Origin of the sequence: Sphingomonas sp. R86520, from assembly GCF_042466285.1 — a bacterium.
Lineage (GTDB): Bacteria > Pseudomonadota > Alphaproteobacteria > Sphingomonadales > Sphingomonadaceae > Sphingomonas.
In genome coordinates this window covers 59,706-78,666 of sequence record NZ_JAXHBZ010000001.1, presented here as the reverse complement: position 1 = coordinate 78,666, position 18,961 = coordinate 59,706, and the positions used below count along the sequence as shown (strand labels likewise).

The following is an 18,961-nucleotide window of genomic DNA, read 5'->3' as shown; positions in this document are numbered from 1 at the left end:
CTCCCGCCTTCGCGGGAGAACAAGGAGCGGCGGTCGACCTGAACTAGCCGCCACCCCGGCGAAGGCCGGGGCCCAGTTGGGAAGCAGCGGTAACAGCGCGCAGTCCGTCGTCAGCGACGTCCCCCAACTGGGCCCCGGCCTTCGCCGGGGTGGGGCTTAGTTTGGGTGGTATGGGGGAGCCGCTCAGTTTCCTGCGCGGTAGCCCTGGTATTGGCCGCATTCCGAGCGCTGTGGGTCCTTCCTACAGCGCTTGGCGAGCTCCTTGCGCTGCTTGCCTTCCTCGGCTTCCTGCTTGCGCATCTTCTTGCCGTAGTTGCGGTCCGACTCTTCCTGGCTGGTCGTCGTCCAGTCGACCGCCTTGCCGGCGACCTGGAACGGCGCCTTCACGATCGATGTCGCGGTGCTGATGCAGCCAGCGGTCATCAGCGGCAGAAGGGCCAGCACGGGAAGATATTTACGCATCTACTTCACTCCTGCGCGCAACCGATCTCGCGCCTGGGCGCCGTATAGCGGAAAATCGGTGAAGAAACCGTCGATTCCTTGGGCGATACCGGCATCGATCTCGGCGGCGATGTCGCCGTGCGTCGCGGGGTCGGTGCCGTGGCGGAAGCGTGTCGGTTCGAAATAGTTCTCGGCGCGGTAGGTCCAGGGATGGACGCGCAAGCCCGCGGCGTGTGCGTCCGCGACCAGCGTCGATGGCGTCGCGTCGTTCCAGAGCATGCTCTTGTTCGGGCCGATGCCGTACGCGTAGGCCGCAACCGCCTTCAGGCCCGCGGGCGTGATCATCGCCTTGTAGCTCGGCTGCGCACCGTCGGCGGGGCCGCCCTCGCCGTCCATGAGCTGGATCAGGCGTATTTTCGTCATCTTGTGGAGCCGCTGGAGGTTCTTCACTTCGAACGACTGGATGAAGACTGGCGCCTTGGCCGAATCCCAGCCGGCCTCGCGCAGTTCGGCGACGAGTTTCGCGTCGGTCGGGTGGCCGATGCTGGCGAAATAGGTGGGGTGCTTGGTCTCGGGATAGATGCCGATCGTGCGGCCCGTCTCGGCCGAGCGGCGCTTGGCGAGGGCGATGATCTCGGCCAGCGTCGGGATCTGGAACTGGCCGTCATAGGCGGTGTTGGCAGGGCGGAGCTTCGGCAGGCGTTCCTTCGCGCGCAACGTCTTCAGTTCGGCGAGCGTGAAATCCTCGACGAACCAGCCGGTCATCACCTGACCGTCGATCGTCTTGGTGGTTTTCCGGCTGGCGAACTCGGGATGGTCGGCGACGTTGGTGGTCTCGGCGATGTTGTTCTCGTGCCGCGCGACGAGGACGTCGTCCTTGGTCGGCACCAGATCGGGCTCGATGAAGTCCGCGCCCTGGTCGATCGCGAGCGAATAGCCGGCCAGCGTATGTTCGGGCCGGAGCCCGCTGGCACCGCGATGCGCGATCACGATGAGCGGCGATAAGGGCTGGGAAGCGGGGGTCATCGCAGCAGCTTGCCCGCTCGCCGCGATCAGCGCCAGAGCGCCAATCTGTGAGAGCTTGTCGCAATAGGAAACGATCGGTCGCATCGGCGTTAAGTCCTCGAATTCAAAACATTCCCAGCGCTAAACCAGGGGTCATCCCATGCATTTCACGATCAATGGTCAATCTTATGACGCCGAGCCCGATATTCGTACGTCGGTGCTCGACCTGTGCCGCGAACATCTCGGGCTGACGGGGTCGAAGAAGGGCTGCGATCATGGCCAGTGCGGCGCGTGCACGGTGCTGATCAACGGACGCCGGGTCAATTCCTGCCTGACGCTGGCGGTGATGCACCAGGACGACGAGATCGTGACGATCGAAGGGCTCGGCCAGCCCGGCAACCTGCATCCGCTTCAGGACGCGTTCGTGCGGCATGACGGGTATCAGTGCGGCTATTGCACGCCGGGGCAGATCTGTTCGGCGGTCGGCATGCTCGACGAGGTCAAGAAGGGCTGGGCCAGCCATGCGTCGGGCGACCTGACCGATCCGAAGTTCGACGATGCCGAGATTTCGGAGCGGATGAGCGGCAACATCTGCCGGTGTGCGGCCTATCCCAACATCGTCGATGCGATCCGGGAGGTTGCCGGTGCCGAGCCCGAGGGTCGGACCGCGGACGAGAAGGATGCGGCGATGGACGCGAACGTGCGCGGGGAGCTGGTGGCATGAAGACCTTCACGTACGAAAAGGCTGCGACGCCTGAAGCGGCCGTCAAGGACATCGACACGGTCGGTGCCAAGTTCATCGCGGGCGGCACGAACCTGCTCGACCTGATGAAGTTGCAGGTCGAGACGCCGGACAAGCTGGTCGACATCTCGCGGCTCGATCTCGCGAAGATCGAGGAGCGCGAGGATGGCGGGCTGACGATCGGTGCGTTGGTGCCGAACAGCGATCTCGCGGCCGACGCGCGGATCATCGAGAAGTACGAAGTGCTGAGCCGTGCGTTGCTGGCCGGTGCATCCGGTCAATTGCGCAACAAGGCGTCGACCGGGGGCAATCTGCTCCAGCGGACGCGGTGCTATTATTTCTACGACACGGCGGCGGCGTGCAACAAGCGCGAGCCGGGCAGCGGCTGTTCGGCAATCGGCGGGTTCAACCGTATCCTGGCCGTGCTGGGAACGAGCGAGCATTGCATCGCGACTCATCCGAGCGACATGGCGGTTGCGATGCGCGCGCTGGATGCGACGATCGTGACGCTGAAGGCGGATGGCGATCGGCGTCGGATCTCGATCCATGATTTCTACCGCCTGCCGGGTGATACGCCGCAGATCGAGAACGTCCTCGAACAGGGCGAGCTCATCACGCATGTCGAGCTGCCGACCCCGCCGAAGGGCAAGCAGGCGTACCGCAAGGTGCGCGACCGTGCGTCGTATGCGTTCGCGCTCGTCTCGGTGGCGGCGATCGTCGACGTGCAGGACGGCGTGATCGCGTCGGCGTCGCTCGCGTTCGGCGGGCTCGGCCCGATGCCGTGGCGCAATCCGGCGGTCGAGGCGGCTTTGGTCGGCAAGGCGCCGTCCGACGAAGCATTCGAGGCTGCGGCGACGGCGTTGCTGGCCGATGCCAAGGGCTATGGCTCCAACGACTTCAAGATCCCCCTCGCCCGTCGCACGCTGATCGCGACGCTGCGCACCGTAACGGGAGCATAATCATGTTCGGTTTTGGCACCACCAACAGCCTGACGATGGACAAGCCGCATCCGGACAGTCTTCTGGATACGGGCGTCCAGGGCGTCATCGGCAAGCCGCTCGACCGGATCGACGGTCCGCTGAAGGTTACCGGGACGGCGACCTATGCCGCGGAATACCAGTTCGCGAACATGGCGTTCGGCGTGCTGGTCGGCACGAAAATCTCCGCCGGCAAGGTCGTCTCGATCGACGTCGATGCGGTGAAGAGCATTCCCGGCGTGATCGACGTGGTCACCGATTTCGATCGGTTCATCCGCGTGGCGGCGCAGGGCGGTGCGACCGATGCACCGACGCAGGGCGTGAAGGACATCGCGTTCTTCGGCCAGATCGTCGCGATCGTGCTCGCCGAAAGCTTCGAGGTCGCACGCGATGCTGCGGCGCGGCTGCCGATCGAGTATGAGGCGGCCGAGGGCCAGTACGACTTCGCCGCGCACCGCGACGAGACGCGCAAGCCCGCCGATGACGCGACGCAAGCACATTTCGCGCAGGGCGACGTCGACAAGGCGATGACCGAGGCGCCGGTGACGATCGACGTCACCTATGTCACGCCGAGCCAGAATTCGGCGGCGATGGAGCCGCATGCCTCGATTGCAGTGTGGGACGACGACGGTGCGCTGGCGCTGTACGGCGCGTACCAGATGCCGACCTCCGACGCGCAACAGCTGGCGAAGTCGCTCGGGCTCTCCGAGAAGAAGGTACGGATCATCGCGCGCTATATCGGTGGCGGGTTCGGATCCAAGCTCGGCATCGCGCCTGAGAGCGTCGCGGCGGCAATCGCGGCGAAGCAGCTTGGCCGACCGGTCAAGGCGGTAATGGCACGCCAGCAGGTGTTCGAGGCGACCGTGCGCCGCTCGAATACCGAGCAGCATATCCGGCTGGCAGCAGGCTCGGATGGCAAGCTGACCGCGATCGGCCACGAGACGCTGACGTCGAACCAATCGACCGAGGACTATTTCGAGCCGGCCGGGATCGGCACGCACATGCTGTACGGCGGCGAAAACCGGATCATCACGCACGATATCGTCGATCTGAACTTCGTCGTGTCGGGATCGATGCGCGCACCGGGCGAAGCAGTCGGGATGATGGCGCTGGAAGGCGCGATGGACGAGCTGGCAGAGAAGCTCAACATGGATCCGATCGAACTGCGCCGAATCAACGATCCGACCGTCGATCCCGAGAAGGACGTGCCCTATTCCTCGCGCAGCCTGATGCGTGCGCTCGACGAGGGCGCGGCCAAGTTCGGCTGGAACCAGCGCAAGGCGGCCGGCGCGCGGCGCGAAGGCGAGTGGCTGATCGGCATGGGCGTCGCAGCGGCGGTGCGCGGCAACATGCTGCAGGAATCGTCTGCCAAGATCCAGCTGCATCCCGATGGCTCGGCGACGGTGTCGTCGGCGATGACCGATATCGGCACCGGCAGCTACACGATCCTGGCACAGATCGCGTCGGAGATCCTGGGCATTCCGATCGAAAACATCACGATGGCGCTGGGCGACACCAACGATCCTCCGGCCGCGGGTTCGGGTGGTTCATGGGGTGCGACGTCGTCGGGAACGGCAGTGTATCTCGCCGCCGAAATGCTGCGCGGGCAACTGGCGAAGGCGATGGGCGTCGACGAGGACGGCCTGACGCTGAAGGACGGCAAGGCGATCGGCGACAACCGTTCGACGCCGATCGGCGAGCTGGTCGGCAAGGGTCTCGAGGCGACGGGGCATGTGAAGCCTGGCAAGCAGGAGAAGGAGACGACGCAGGCCGGGTTCGGCGCGCATTTCGCGGAGGTCGCGGTCAATGTCGTGACGGGCGAGACGCGGGTGCGGCGGATGCTCGGATCGTTCGCGGCGGGGCGTGTGCTCAACGCGAAGACCGCGCGGTCGCAGTGTCTCGGCGGGATGACCTTCGGGATCGGCGCGGCGCTGACCGAGGACCTGATCCACGACACGCGCACCGGCAAGCTGGTGAACCACGACCTGGCGGAATATCACGTGCCGGCGAACGCGGACATTCCACAGATGGACGTGCATTTCGTGCTGGAGCGCGACATCCATGCGAACCCGATTCATGCCAAGGGGATCGGCGAGCTGGGCATCTCGGGTGCAGGGGCGGCCGTGGCGAATGCGGTGTTCAACGCGACCGGCATTCGGGTGCGGGAGTTCCCGATCACGCTCGACAAGCTGCTGGATCAGTTGCCGACGGTTTGAGGGCTGACGATACCATAAACAGGTACCACCCCGGCGAAGGCCGGGGCCCAGTTGGGGGACGAAGATAACGGCGGATTGCCCTCCGTTACTGAAGCCTTTCCAACTGGGCCCCGGCCTTCGCCGGGGTGGCGACCAAGTGGGGGGCGTCCCACTTCCAACTATCGTCAAACGACCACACCCTACCCATATCCTTCCCTCTACCCGAGGACCGCAGAATGAACGAACACGTGATGGATGCGGCGTTCCGGCCGGGTGGCCTGACCCGCGCGAAGCAGGGCGTTCTCGGGCTCGGGCTCGATCGGATCGAGGGGCCGGCGAAGGTCTCCGGGATCGCGGACTATGCGTATGAAGGCACGCCCGACGGCATTGCCTATGCGGCGATCGTTGGCACGCCGATCGGTAGTGGTCGTATCCTGGGTATCGACGCGAGCGCCGCCGAGGCGCTGCCCGGGGTGATCGCGGTCATTTACGGCGATCCGCGCATGCCCGCAGGAGAGTCCAACTCCCGTGCGCTGCCGCTAATGGACACCGACGTCATCCTCCACCGCGGCCAGCCGGTCGCGATCGTGGTTGCGGAGGATCAGGCGATCGCTCGCGAGGCCGCCGGACTGGTGAAGGTCCAGACCGAGGCAGGCGCGGACCGGTTCGATGTGGACGCACAGCCGGTCGATACCAAGCCCGAAATCGGTTTCCTCCCGCCGATCGACAAGGGCGATCTCGACGCGGTGATGGATGGCGCCGCCGTCAGGTTCGAGCGGACCTACACCACGCCGGTGCATTTCCCTGCCGCGCTGGAGCCGCATGCGACCACCGCGTGGTGGGAGGGCGACAAGCTTACCGTGCGAACGAGCAACCAGGTTATCGGTGGCGCGCGGAAAACGATCGCGAAGGTGTTGAAGATCGACGCGGATACGGTGCGGGTGCTGGCCCCCTATGTCGGCGGCGGGTTCGGCGGGAAGACCGGCGTCGGTGCGGAAGCGATCCTCGCCGCGATCGCAGCGGAGCGGATCGGTCGGCCGGTGAAGATCGCCCTGCCCCGCCGCCAGACGGCGTACATGGTGCATCATCGCTCGCACACGACGCAGCGGATCCGCATCGCGACCGACGCAAACGGAGTGATCCTGGGCGTGGGGCATGAGAGCATCGTCGCGCAGAACGACGATGGCGAGTTCCTGGAGCCGGTGCCGTTCGGGACGCTGCCGCTGTACCGGGGCGAGGCGCGGCGGTTCAAGACCGACCTCGTCCGCGTCGACCTGCCCGCGACCGGTGCCGTGCGCGCGCCGGGCGAGGCGGTCGGGACGTTCGGGGTCGAGTGCGCGATGGACGAACTGGCCGAGCAGCTCGGGATCGATCCGATCGAGCTGCGGCGGCGCAACGAGCCGGAGACCGATCCGGTAAGCGGCAAGCCGTTCTCCACGCGGCGGATGCTCGATTGTTATACGCAAGGCGCCGAGCGGTTCGGCTGGCCGGACAAGGTGCCGGCGCCGGGCTCCGTACGCGACGGCGAATGGCTGGTCGGGATCGGCATGGCGGCGAGCCTGCGGGGCAACTTCACGGTCGAGGCACAGGCGCGCGTGCGGCTGGAGGCGGATGGCCGCGCGACGGTCGAGTGCGACATGACCGATATCGGCACGGGGACGTACACGATCCTCGCGCAGACCGCGGGCGAGATGCTCGGGTTGCCGGTGGCCGACGTTAACGTGCGGCTCGGCGATACCGATTTTCCGGCGAGCGCGGGGTCGGGCGGGTCGTTCGGGGCGGGCAGCGCGTGTTCGGCGGTGGTGCTGGCGTGCGAGGATATCCTGGGCGAACTGGCGCTGCGCATGAATGCGGCGCCCGAGGATCTGAGCCTGCACGACGGCTGCGTGAGTGCGGGCGGGCGACAGGTGAAGCTCGCCGATCTGGTCCGCGGCGAGGCCGTAGTCGCGATGGGCAAGACCGGGCCGGGCAAGGAAAGCAACCGCACCAGCCAGGCGAGCCACGGCGCGCACTTCGTCGAGGTCGCGGTGAACGCGGTCACCGGTGAGACGCGGGTTCGGCGCATGCTCGGCGTGTTCGACATCGGCCGCGTGCTCAACCGCAAGACCGCGGCGAGCCAGATCAGTGGCGGGATGGCGTGGGGGATTGCCTATGCGCTGAGCGAAGAGGGCGTGGTCGACACGCGGACCGGGGCGTTCGTGAACCCCGATTTCGGCGAATATCATGTCGCGGTGAACGCCGACATTCCGCAGCTGGAGGTGCATTTCGTCGAGGAAATCGATGATTCTGCAAACCCGGTGGGCGCGAAGGGGGCTGGCGAGCTTGGGATTTCCGGCGCGGGCGCTGCGGTGGCGAATGCGATCTATAACGCGACGGGGGTTCGGGTTCGGGACTTTCCGGTGACGCTCGACAAGCTGCTGGCGGGATTGCCGTCCCTATAAGAGCTGTTCCTCCGCGCAGGCGGGGGTCCAGGATACCAAACGGAGCGTTCGTGGCTCCTGGGCTCCCGCCTGCGCGGGAGAACGAGAAGAGAGAAGACATGGCCGAAAACGATAGCGTGCTCGCTGCTGCGAAGACCTGGAAGGGCGAGAAGATGGCGATCGCCACGGTCGTCTCGACCTGGGGATCCGCGCCGCGGCCCAAGGGGAGCCACATGCTCGTCCATGCCGATGGGCGGTTCGAAGGATCTGTGTCAGGCGGGTGCGTCGAGAGCGACATCCTTGCCACCGCCGCGGAGGTGATCGCCGGCGCACCGTTCCAGGTGCGCAACTACGGCGTGGCGGATGCGGCGGCGTGGGAAGTCGGGTTGCCGTGCGGCGGCGAAATCGCGGTGATGGTGCAGCCGGTGTCGGCCGAGGGCTTCGATCCCGAGCTATTCGACCGGATCGCCGACGCCCGCGACCAGGGCGATGCGCTGACCGTGACCACCGACCTCGCGACCGGGCACAGCGACGCTCGGCCGCTGGAGACGGGCGAGGTGTTCGTCAACCGCTACGATCCGCCGCGCCGGCTGCTGATCGTCGGCGCAGTCCAGATCGCGCAGGCTTTGGCGGGGCTCGCACGCGAGCTCGGGATCGAAACGGTGGTCATCGATCCGCGCGCGCGTTTCCTGACCGAGGAGCGGTTCCCGGGCGTGACGCTCGACGACCGCTGGCCGGACGAGGCGATTGCCGCGCTCCGTCCCGGCCCCTCGACCGCGGTCGTGACGCTGAGCCACGACATCAAGATCGACGATCCCGCGCTGATCGCCGCGCTTGCCAGCGATGCTGCCTATGTCGGTGCGCTCGGCAGTCGCAAGAGCCATGCGGCGCGGCGCGAGCGGCTTGCCTCGGAGGGCGTTACGGCGGAGAACATCGAGCGGATCGATGCGCCGGTCGGGCTCGACATCGGCGCGATCGGACCCTCCGAGATTGCGCTGTCGGTGGCCGCGGCGATGATAGGAGCGTTCAATGATCGCCGCTGAAGACGTCTTCCTCATCCTCCTCGCGGCCGGGCGCTCGGAGCGGTTCGGTATTCCGAACAAGCTGGAGGTGCCGTTCCTCAACAAGCCGCTCGGGATGCACGTCGTCACCGCGTTCGAGAACATTCCGTTCCAGCGGCGGCTGGTGGTCACCGACGGCTGCACGCTCGATTTTGCGAGCCATCATTTCGAGGTGGTCCACAACGGCGATCCGTCGGCGGGCATGTCGCAGTCGGTGAAGCTGGGCGTACAGCGGGCGAAGGACGAAGGCGCTGAGGCGGTGCTGATCGCGCTGGCCGACATGCCGCGCGTGACCGCGGCGCACGTCTACCGGATGCTCGATGCGGCCGACAGCGCCGACGCGGTGGTCGCGTCGAGCGATGGCGAGAAGCCGTGCCCCCCTGCCCTGTTCGGACGCGAGCGGTTCGATTTCCTGCTGACGCTGGACGGCGACGCGGGTGCGCGCGACCTGGTGAAGGCGGGGCGGCACGTCGTGACCGCGCCCGCCGAGCTGATCGACATCGACACGCCCGAGGATCTGGACCGGCTGCAAGCGCTGGTCCGCGATCCCAAGGCGGCGATCACTCGTGCCTTAACGCGTCGATAGGGTTCATCGCCGCGGCGCGGCGGGCGGGGAAATAGCCGAAGACGACGCCGATCACCGCGGAGATCGCGAACGCGAAGATGTTGATCTCGGGCACGAACAGCCACTGAACCTTGATCAGCGGCGCGATGATCGCGATCGCGGCCTGCGCGACGATCAGCCCGATGACGCCGCCGAGGCAGGACAGTGCGATCGCCTCGACCAGGAACTGCAACAGCACTTCGCGCGCGACCGCGCCGATCGCGAGGCGGATGCCGATCTCTCGGGTGCGCTCGGTCACCGACACCAGCATGATGTTCATGATGCCGATCCCGCCGACCACCAGGCTGATCCCGGCAACCGCTGCGACGATGCCGGTGAGCAAGGTCGTGGTGCCGGTCAGCGTGTCCGAAATCTGCTTGGTATCGAAGATGTTGAAATCGTCTTCCTTGCCCGCGGTGATCGTGCGGCGTTCGCGGAGCAGGTCGGTGATCGAGGCCTGCACCGTGGCGGTTGAGAATTTCTGGTCGACGCCGACGAGCATCAGGCGGATATCGCGGTTCCCCGTGAAACGCCTTTGGACCGCCTTGATGGGCATGATCACTACGTCGTCCTGATCGCCGCCGAACCCCGCCTGGCCGCGGGTCGAGAGGATGCCGATCACATCGCAACTGATCGCACCGATCCGCATCCGCAGGCCGATCGCATCGCCGCCACGGAAGAGGTTGGTGCGGACCGTGTTGCCGATGATGCAGACGGCCTTGCCTGCGGCTTCCTCTGCGGGGGAAAAGATGCGGCCGGAGTCGAGCGGCCATGGCTGGACCTGGAAGTACGCCGAGGTCGTACCGTTGATCGTGGTCGACCAGTTGGCGCCTTCGTAGATCGCGGTGGCGGTCGCCTGCGCCTGCGGTGCGACCGCGGTGACGCCAGCGATCTGGTTGGCGACCGCGGTGACATCCTCGGGCTTGAAGTCGGGCGGACGCGGGCCCCCGCCGCCGCGACCAAAGCCCTGGCCGGGACGGATCTGCAGGATGTTGGTGCCGAGCGCGGAGATCGACTGCTGGACCGCCGCCGTCGTCGCCTTGCCGAGCGTGACCATCGTCACGACCGCGCCGACGCCGATAACGATGCCGAGGATGGTGAGGAACGATCGCAGCATGTGACGGCGGATCGAGCGGAGGGCGAGGGAGAGGGTTGTGCCGAACATTATCGCATCGCTCCGGTATCGAGAGCGCAATCTGGCTGCTCCCCTTCCGCTTGCGGGAGGGGTCGGGGGAGGGGCTGATCAAACAGACCGGACGCCAGTACGTACGTCACGCCCTCCCCTGACCCCTCCCGCAAGCGGGAGGGGAATGCGTCGCAGGCGCCGCTCACGACTCCACCCTCTCGCCTTGGCGGTGCTGGCTTTCGATGCGTTCCACCAGTCCGTCCTTGAAGTGGACTACCGTCCTTGCGAACGCGGCCATGTCGGCCTCGTGCGTGACCATCAGGACCGTGATGTTCTTCTCGGAATTCAGCCGCGTGAGAAGCTGCATGATCTCGACCGAGCGTTCGCTGTCCAAATTGCCGGTCGGTTCGTCGGCGAGCAGCACGTCGGGGCTCGTCACCAGCGCGCGGGCGATCGCGACGCGCTGTTGCTGGCCGCCCGACAGTTCCGCCGGAGTGTGATCCCACCAGTCTGCGAGGCCGACCGTGTCGAGGCTCGCCATCGCCGCGTCCCGGCGCGCGCGCTTTTCGTCGCCGCGATACAGCAGCGGCAGTTCGACATTCTCCAGCGCGGACGTGCGCGAGAGCAGGTTGAAGCCCTGAAACACGAAGCCGAGATATTTGCGACGGAGCAGCGCGCGCTGGTCTCGGTCGAGCGTCTCGACGTGGTGACCGCGGAACAGGAAGGTGCCGTCGGTCGGCACGTCGAGGCAGCCGAGGATGTTCATCGTCGTCGACTTGCCCGACCCCGACGGCCCCATCACCGCGACGAAATCGCCCGCGGCAATGTCGAGGTCGACGCCCTTGAGCGCCTGGAACATCGTCGCGCCCTGCCCGTACGTCTTGGTGACGCCGCGCAAGGATATGAGCGGGCGCGGGTTACTGGCCACCGCCCCCACCCTTGCTGGCGCCACCCGAGCGCTTTGCACCGCTACGCTTGGTGTCGTCGCCGCCGCTAGCCAACTGGCCGGTGATGACCTGCGCGCCGGGCTGGAGATCGCCGGAGAGGACTTCGGTCATCGTGCCGTTGGTGTCGCCGGTGGTGATCTGCACCGCTTGCGGCGTGCCGTCGGCCCCCTTGACGTAGATCGTCTGCTGCGCACCGCGGCCGAGCGTTGCCGAGCGCTCCGCACCGCCGCCGGGGCGACGTGGGCGGAAAGTCAGCGAGCCGGCGATTCCGCCGCCGGCATCGGCCGCCGCCGCGGTCGGCTTGAAGCGCAGTGCGGCGTTGGGGACGAGCATGACGTTGCGCTTGTCCGAAGTCACGATGTCCGCGGTCGCGGTCATGCCGGGGCGCAGCGTCAGCGATGGATTGCCCACCGTCAGGTCGGCGGCATAGGACACGACCTGTCCGGTGGTCGACGTCGTCGTAGTCGAGGTCGACGAGGTCGCGGAGCTGACCGTCAGGTTCGAGCCGAGATCGACCCGGCTGATCGTCGCGGGGAAGGTCTGGCCGGGGAACGCATCCACGGTGAAGCTGGCCTTCTGGCCAATCTTGACCTCGCCGACGTCCGCCTCGTCGATCGCGACCTCGAGCTTCATCTTGGTGAGGTCTTCGGCGATCACGAACAGGGTCGGCGTGTTGAACGACGACGCGACGGTCTGGCCCGGATCGATCTGGCGCGCGAGCACGACGCCGGTAACCGGTGAGCGGATGATCGCGCGCGCGCGCTGCGTCTGGTTCTGCGCAAGCGCGGCGCGGCTGGCGACGACGTTAGCTTCGGCGACCTTCTGCGCGGCGACTGCACGCTGGTAATTAGCGCGGCCGGTCTGGAGTTCGGTCTTCGACGGCACGCGACCGCCCGAGAGGCGCGCAACCTCCTCGAGGCGGTTCAGCTGCGCGCGCGCTTCGGCGACAGTGGCCTGCGCCTGGTTGACCTGCGCCTGATTGGCCGCAAGCTGCGCGCTGGTCTGGCGGATCTGGTCGTCGAGCTGTTCGGGATCGATCAGCGCGAGCGGCTGGCCGGCGACGACGCGGTCGTTGACGTCGACGACGACCTTGGTGACGAGGCCCGACAGCTGCGAGCCGACCGTGACCTGCGTCGTCGGCGCCAGCTTGCCGGTCGCGGAGACGGTGACGGTCAGGTTGCCGCGCTGGGCGGCTTGCGTCGAATATTGCGTCTGCTCCTTCGCGCCGAAACAGCGCGCGAGGAGGAGGCACAGCAGCACCACGCCGACCGCGATCGCGACCCACTTCACATAGCGCTTCCAGGGGGCCTGCGGCTTCACGCCGAGGAAGTCGTCGATCGATGCGTCGGCCATCAGCGTGCCTCTGGATTGGTTGGCGCGCGGGCCGCTCGGGACGACGTGGGCGCTTCTGGAATGACGGTGGCGTCCCAGCCGCCGCCGAGTGCGGCATAGAGCGCGATCAACGCGGTCGCTGCGTCGGCGCGCGCTTGCGTGGCGCCGTTGCGCGCGGAGAGGAGCGCGGTTTCCTGCTGGTTGAGCGTGGTGAAATCAGTGAGGCCGGTGCGGTACTGGCTCCGGCTCAGGATCGCGGAATTGTTCGAGGCATCGAGCGCGATCGCGAATTGGCGTTCGCGTTCCTGCGCCGATTGCAGCGCGACGACGGCGTTCTCGACATCCTCCAGCGCGGTCAGCACGGTCGACTTGTACGCGGCGAGCGCGCCGTCCGCGGCAGCCTCGCTTGTGCGGACCTGTGAGCGGAGGCGACCGCCGTTGAAGATCGCCTGCGTCAGCCCTGCGAACAGCCCGCCGGTGATCGCATCGCCGATGCTGCCGATCGAGGTCGCATTGGTGTTGAGGTTGCCGGTGATCGCGAGCGCGGGATAGAGTTGCGCCTTCGCCACGCCGATCCGCGCGGTGGCGGCGGCGAGCGCACGCTCGGCCGAACGGACGTCGGGGCGCTGGCGCAGCGTGTCGCCGGGGATGCCGACGCCGACTGCGGCGGGGCCGGTCGGGATCGCCTTGGCCGGTGCCATCAGCGGGCGAAGCGCGCCGGGGGCCTGGCCGGTCAGCACGCCGATCCGCGCGACGGCGGCGGCATATTGCTGGTCGAGGTTCGGGATCGTCGCGGCGGTCTGCGCCCGCTGGGCACGGGCCTGTTCGCTGTCGAGGCTTGAGACGAGGCCGGCCTGCACGCGGAAGCCGGCGATTTCGAGATTGTCGTCCTGGATGCCGAGCGACGCGCGGGCGTTGGCGAGTTGCTGCTGGTACAGGCGGGCGAGAACGTAGTTGCGCGCGACCTCGCTCTCGACCGAGATCAGCACGGTGGCGTAGTCGTAGCCCGACGCGGCATAGTCCGCGCGGCTCGCCTCGATCGTGCGGCGGATCTCGCCAAACACGCCGACCTGGTAGCTGGCACTGGCGCCGAGCGTGAAGCTGTTGGTGCCGCCACCGCCGGTGTCGACGACGGTCCCGTCGGGGAGCGTGAACGACCGCCCGCCGCCGCGGACGTTCTCGTTGCGCTGATAGCCGGCCGAGCCGCTCAGCGTCGGCAGCAACGACGACCGGTTCTGGATCAGGCTTTCACGCGCCTGGCGGAGCCGCGCGACGGACTGGGCGATGTCGAGATTGGCGGCGGCGGCCTGTTCGACGAGCTGGCCGAGGACCGGGTCGTCGAACTTCTGCCACCAGCGGGTGAGGTCCTCGGGCGTGGTCGCCGGCGTGACCGAATAGGCGTCGGGTACGCCCAGGTCGGCGGCGGCCTTGGGATGGTAGTCCGGGCCGACCGTGCAGCCGGCCAGCAGGATGCCCACCGAAAGGACGGGTGCGAGAAGGAGGACGCGAACGCGGGACATGGGCGGCAGGCATGGCCAACGCGGTTTGCCTAGTCCAGCGGTTTTGTGTCGCGAGGTGTCGCAGGTGGGGTGGATGCTGGGCTTGCTGGGTTGTCAGGCGGCTACGGCGGCCCGCAAGATTGTTTCCCCGCGAAGGCGGGGATCCAGACTGGGCTCCCGCCTTCGCGGGAGAACAAGAAGGTGCCGTCGCTGGGTCATGATCTGGGCTGACTCGCCGATGCGTTCTCCTTAGGGGCGCCTTACCGGCGCCTTACCGGATATGCACCTCCCCGGCGGAGGCCGGGGCCCAGTTGGAACGTCTGAGACAACGGAGCACAACGCGCATCATTACCGTCCCCCAACTGGGCCCCGGCCTTCGCCGGGGAGGGGTTGATAGGCGATGAAGTACGCACCTCCACCCCCCGGGTGCTCCCCCGCGAAGGCGGGGGTCCAGGGTTACAGACGGAGCGCTGCTCGGCCCTGGGCTCCCGCTTTCGCGGGAGAACAAGTTCTCGGACAAACTAGAAGCCAATCGGACCGCATGCGTTACAATTTCCGCAGTGCAGCGGAACGTAGCGGCGCCTTTGCGGGTTGGACGATCATGCTAGCCGAACGCCAGCCCGCGACTGATGTCCTCGCGCCGCCGCCTGTCGTGCTCGATTCGCCACCTATGGCCCTCGACAATGTCAGTCTGTTCTTCGATTTCGACGGGACGCTCGTCGATCTCGCCGCGACACCCGATGCCGTGGTCGTCGACCAGAGCTTGCTCGACAAGCTCGATAGCCTCGCCGAACGCTTCCCCGGACGCGTGGCGATCATCAGTGGGCGCTCGATCAAGCAGCTCGACGCGATGCTCGGACGCCACGCGCACCTGTTCGCGGTTGCCGGTAGCCACGGTGCCGAACGACGCACGCCCGAAGACGGTCACATCGCTGCCGAACGTCCCGCCTCGCTGGAAGCCGCAGCCGAGGCCTTCATCGCGTTCGCCGAGGCGAACGGGCTGGTCTACGAAGCCAAGTCGCTCGGCGCAGGACTTCATTACCGGATGGCGCCCGAATTCGAACCCGAAGCCGTGCTCCTCGCCGAAAGCCTTGCCGCCACCCACGGCCTTACCCTCCAGCGCGGCAAGATGATGGTCGAACTGCGCACCGCCGGCGACAAGGGCGCGGCGCTGCGCGAACTGATCGCTGCGCCGACGATGGCGGGCAGCAACCCGCTCTTCTTCGGCGACGACGTCACCGACGAGGATGGGTTCGAGGCCGCGCGCGCGCTCGGCGGTGCGGGCGTGCTGATCGGCGATCCGCGCCCTACCGCCGCCACCTACCGCCTGAACGACGTCGCCGCGCTTCGCGACTGGATTGCCGCCATATTGGAAACACGATGACCGCTCCGACCAAAATTGCAGACATGAACCTGTGGCCGATCGGCAATTGCCAGGTCTCCGCGCTGATCGACAAGACCGGTACGTTCGTCTGGGGCTGCGTGCCGCGCGTCGATGGCGACCCGGCGTTCTGCGCGCTGCTCGGCGGGGAGGCGCCCAAGACCGGGTTCTGGGCGATCGAGCTCGAAGGCAGTGCGAAGACCACGCAGAGCTATATCCGCAACACCCCGATCCTGGTGACGCGGCATGAGGACGAGGCCGGCAACGCGGTCGAGGTCACCGATTTCTGCCCGCGCTTCGTGCGCGAGGGGCGGACCTATCGCCCGACCAGCTTCGTCCGGATCGTCAAGCCGGTCGCGGGAAGCCCCCGCATCCGCATCCGCCTGCGCGTCGCGACCAACTGGGGCAACCCGACCGAGCATACGCAAGGGTCGAACCACATCCGCTTCCAGATGGACGACCAGACGCTGCGGCTGACCACCGATGCACCGGTCGGCCATATCGTCGCCGAGCATTTCTTCCGGCTCGAACGGCCGATGCACCTGTTCCTCGGGCCAGACGAGAGCTTCGCCGGCGTGCTGCACGAGGCGGCCGAGGCGATGCTGTCGCGGACCAAGGACGAGTGGCGCCACTGGGTCCGCGGGCTCGCGACGCCGGTGCAGTGGCAGGAGGTCGTGATCCGCGCCGCGATCACGCTGAAGCTGTGCCAGCACGAGGAGACCGGCGCGATCGTCGCCGCGCTCACCACCTCGATCCCCGAGCATGAGGGATCGGAGCGCAACTGGGACTATCGCTACTGCTGGATCCGCGACGCCTATTACACCGTGCAGGCGCTCAACCGCTTGGGCGCGCTCGACGTGCTCGAAGGCTATCTCGAATATCTCCGCAACATCGTCGATGCGTCGAAGGGCGGCCATGTCCAGCCGCTCTACGGCGTCGGCGGTGAGGCGACGCTGGTCGAGCGGATCGAGACCACCCTGCCCGGCTATCGCGGCATGGGTCCGGTCCGTGTCGGCAACCAAGCGTATGAGCAGATCCAGCATGACGCCTACGGCCAGATCATCCTGTCCGACGTTCAGGCGTTCTTCGACCAGCGGCTGTTCCGGATGTCGAGCGCGGAGGACTTCAAGAGCCTCGAACTGGTCGGCGACCGGGCGTGGGAAACCTATGACAAGCCAGATGCGGGACTGTGGGAGCTGCGCACCAAAGCGCATGTCCACACCTATTCCGCGGCGATGTGCTGGGCGGCGTGCGACCGGCTGGCCAATGCAGCGGAGGTGCTCGGGCTCGAGGATCGTCGTGCGTTCTGGCAGGAACGGGCGAACACCATTCGCACGACGATCGAGCAATCGGCATGGCGCGAGGATACGCAGCGTATCTCCGCCACGTTCGGCGGCGACGACCTCGATGCGAGCCTGATCCAGCTGCTCGACCTGCGGTTCTTCGCGCCGGACGATCCGCGGTTCCAGTCGACGCTGAAGGCGGTCGAGGAAGGTCTCCGTCGCGGCAGCCACATGCTGCGCTATGCGACCGAGGATGATTTCGGCCTGCCGCATACCGCGTTCAACGTCTGCACCTTCTGGCTGATCGAGGCACTGCACGCGACCGGCCGTACCGCCGATGCCTGTGCGCTGTTCAGCGAGATGGTCGCGCGTCGTACGCCTGCCGGGCTGTTGTCGGAAGATATCGACCCGACCAGCGGCGAGCTTTGGGGCAATTACCCGCAGACCTATTCGCTGGTCGGGCTGATCAACTGCGCGGTCCTGCTCAGCAAGCCGTGGAGTGCCGTCCGATGAGCCGCCTCGTCGTCATCTCGAACCGCGTCCAGTCGGTCGATGCGCCGTCGGGCAACCAGGGCGGGCTCGCCGTCGCGCTGCTCGCGGCGCTGCGCGAAAAGGGCGGGGTATGGTTCGGCTGGTCCGGGGCGACCACCGAGACCTTCACCGGGCATATCAATTTCCAGCAGGGCAAGGGCGTCACGACCGCGACGATCGACCTGGAGGAGCAGGATTTCGACGAATATTATAACGGCTATGCGAACCGGACCCTGTGGCCGCTGTTCCATTACCGGATCGACCTGACCGAGTTCGAACGCGACTTCTCGAGCGGTTACGCGCGCGTCAACAAGCGGTTCGCGGAAACGGTGCTGCCGTTGATCGAGCCCGAGGATCTGGTGTGGGTCCACGACTATCACCACGTCCCGCTTGGCCAGGAACTGCGCAAGCTGGGGGTGGAGAACAAGATCGGGTTCTTCCTGCACATTCCGTGGCCGCCGATGGCGATGCTGCTGTCGCTGCCGAGCCACCGTGCGCTGGTCGAATCGATGTTCGCGTACGACGTGGTCGGCTTCCAGACGCAGGACTGGCTCGACAGCTTCCTGCATTACGTCACCAGCCAGCTCGACGGCGTGGTCGGCGAGGACGGCTGGGTGACGGTCGGCGACCGCACGATCAAGGCGATCACGACGCCGATCGGGATCGAGACCGCGGACTTCGAGAAGTCGGCGAACAGCGACGCTGCCCGACATGCCAAGGAGCGGATGTATATGTCCGCGACCGGGCGGAGCCTGATCGTCGGGGTCGACCGGCTCGATTATTCGAAGGGTCTCGCCGAGCGGTTTGCAGGCTATGAGCGGTTCCTCGGCTCGCATCCCGATCATCGTGGCCTGGTCTACATGCTGCAGATCGCGCCGCCGAGCCGCGAGAAGGTCGACACGTACCAGGAGATCCGCGCGAACCTCGATTCGATGTCGGGGCGGATCAACGGCGAGTATTCGGATATCGACTGGACGCCGATCCGCTACGTCAACCAGGGTTTTCCGCGGGACGTGCTGGCGGGGATCTACCGCGCGGCTCGCGTGGGGTTGGTGACGCCGCTCAGGGACGGGATGAACCTGGTCGCGAAGGAGTATGTCGCGGCGCAGGATCCCGAGGATCCGGGCGTACTGATCCTGTCGCAATTCGCAGGGGCCGCGGCGCAGTTGCCGGATGCGGTGCTGGTCAATCCTTACAGCCCGGAGGAGATGTCCGACGCGATCGCGCGGGCGCTCAAGATGCCGCTCGCCGAGCGGAAAGAGCGCTGGGAGAAGCTGATCGACAACGTCCGCAAGGAGGACGTGATGTGGTGGTGCGAGTTGTTCATCACTGCGCTTGAGGCCGTGCCGGAGCATGAGGTGGCCTGATCAATCCTCCCCCGCCAGGGGGAGGTGGCTGGCGCTTGCCAGACGGAGGG

Annotated in this window: 15 protein-coding genes; 9 read left to right on the top strand and 6 right to left on the bottom strand. The window is 66.8% G+C overall.

What is annotated here, in order from left to right:
• Positions 1–183: 183 nt before the first annotated feature.
• Both SJY41_RS00455 and SJY41_RS00450 read right to left on the bottom strand, forming a co-directional pair.
• Positions 184–462, bottom strand: a complete 279-nt coding sequence (locus SJY41_RS00455; RefSeq protein WP_380778153.1) for a hypothetical protein — start codon at positions 460–462, stop codon at positions 184–186.
• Entirely contained in the window at positions 463–1,467 is a 1,005-nt protein-coding gene (locus SJY41_RS00450) for a glycerophosphodiester phosphodiesterase (RefSeq protein ID WP_380784022.1), read from the bottom strand.
• Positions 1,468–1,606: 139 nt separating this feature from the next.
• Here SJY41_RS00450 and SJY41_RS00445 point away from each other — a divergent pair, with 139 nt between their 5' ends.
• From SJY41_RS00445 to SJY41_RS00420, 6 genes are all read left to right on the top strand, one after another.
• Positions 1,607–2,170, top strand: a complete 564-nt coding sequence (locus SJY41_RS00445) for a 2Fe-2S iron-sulfur cluster-binding protein (protein ID WP_380778150.1) — start codon at positions 1,607–1,609, stop codon at positions 2,168–2,170.
• The gene (locus SJY41_RS00440; protein WP_380778148.1) at positions 2,167–3,147 is read left to right on the top strand and encodes an FAD binding domain-containing protein; all 981 of its coding nucleotides are present in this window, start codon (positions 2,167–2,169) and stop codon (positions 3,145–3,147) included. The genes SJY41_RS00445 and SJY41_RS00440 overlap by 4 nt, the downstream gene beginning before the upstream one ends.
• A 2-nt stretch (positions 3,148–3,149) precedes the next feature.
• A complete protein-coding gene (locus SJY41_RS00435) occupies positions 3,150–5,381 on the top strand; it encodes a xanthine dehydrogenase family protein molybdopterin-binding subunit (RefSeq protein ID WP_380778146.1) in 2,232 nt (743 codons plus the stop codon).
• Between the two features lie 215 nt (positions 5,382–5,596).
• Positions 5,597–7,801 carry a molybdopterin cofactor-binding domain-containing protein gene (locus tag SJY41_RS00430; RefSeq protein WP_380778145.1) on the top strand — a complete coding sequence of 735 codons (2,205 nt, stop codon included), beginning with the start codon at positions 5,597–5,599 and terminating at the stop codon, positions 7,799–7,801.
• 98 nt (positions 7,802–7,899) lie between these two features.
• On the top strand, positions 7,900–8,823 hold the full coding sequence (locus SJY41_RS00425) for an XdhC family protein (RefSeq protein ID WP_380778143.1): 924 nt from the start codon (positions 7,900–7,902) through the stop codon (positions 8,821–8,823).
• Entirely contained in the window at positions 8,810–9,427 is a 618-nt protein-coding gene (locus SJY41_RS00420) for a nucleotidyltransferase family protein (RefSeq protein WP_380778141.1), read from the top strand. Before SJY41_RS00425 ends, SJY41_RS00420 begins: the two co-directional genes overlap by 14 nt.
• On the opposite strand, the gene SJY41_RS00415 is transcribed toward SJY41_RS00420, so the two are convergent.
• From SJY41_RS00415 to SJY41_RS00400, 4 genes are all read right to left on the bottom strand, one after another.
• Entirely contained in the window at positions 9,402–10,610 is a 1,209-nt protein-coding gene (locus SJY41_RS00415) for an ABC transporter permease (protein ID WP_380778140.1), read from the bottom strand. The genes SJY41_RS00420 and SJY41_RS00415 overlap by 26 nt on opposite strands.
• A 163-nt stretch (positions 10,611–10,773) precedes the next feature.
• On the bottom strand, positions 10,774–11,430 hold the full coding sequence (locus tag SJY41_RS00410; RefSeq protein ID WP_380784021.1) for an ABC transporter ATP-binding protein: 657 nt from the start codon (positions 11,428–11,430) through the stop codon (positions 10,774–10,776).
• Between the two features lie 58 nt (positions 11,431–11,488).
• Positions 11,489–12,871 (bottom strand): efflux RND transporter periplasmic adaptor subunit, encoded by a 1,383-nt coding sequence (locus tag SJY41_RS00405; RefSeq protein WP_380778138.1) that lies wholly within the window; start codon positions 12,869–12,871, stop codon positions 11,489–11,491.
• Positions 12,871–14,370 carry an efflux transporter outer membrane subunit gene (locus tag SJY41_RS00400; protein ID WP_380778136.1) on the bottom strand — a complete coding sequence of 500 codons (1,500 nt, stop codon included), beginning with the start codon at positions 14,368–14,370 and terminating at the stop codon, positions 12,871–12,873. The genes SJY41_RS00405 and SJY41_RS00400 overlap by 1 nt, the downstream gene beginning before the upstream one ends.
• A gap of 520 nt (positions 14,371–14,890) precedes the next feature.
• Between SJY41_RS00400 and otsB the strand changes: the two genes are divergently transcribed.
• From otsB to SJY41_RS00385, 3 genes are read left to right on the top strand one after another with little or no spacing between them, the layout of a single operon-like run.
• Positions 14,891–15,733, top strand: a complete 843-nt coding sequence (otsB, locus tag SJY41_RS00395) for a trehalose-phosphatase (protein WP_380778134.1) — start codon at positions 14,891–14,893, stop codon at positions 15,731–15,733.
• Complete coding sequence (locus tag SJY41_RS00390) at positions 15,730–17,526, top strand: glycoside hydrolase family 15 protein (protein ID WP_380778132.1); 1,797 nt, start codon at positions 15,730–15,732, stop codon at positions 17,524–17,526. The genes otsB and SJY41_RS00390 overlap by 4 nt, the downstream gene beginning before the upstream one ends.
• Complete coding sequence (locus SJY41_RS00385) at positions 17,523–18,911, top strand: trehalose-6-phosphate synthase (RefSeq protein WP_380778131.1); 1,389 nt, start codon at positions 17,523–17,525, stop codon at positions 18,909–18,911. The genes SJY41_RS00390 and SJY41_RS00385 overlap by 4 nt, the downstream gene beginning before the upstream one ends.
• Positions 18,912–18,961 lie beyond the last annotated feature (50 nt).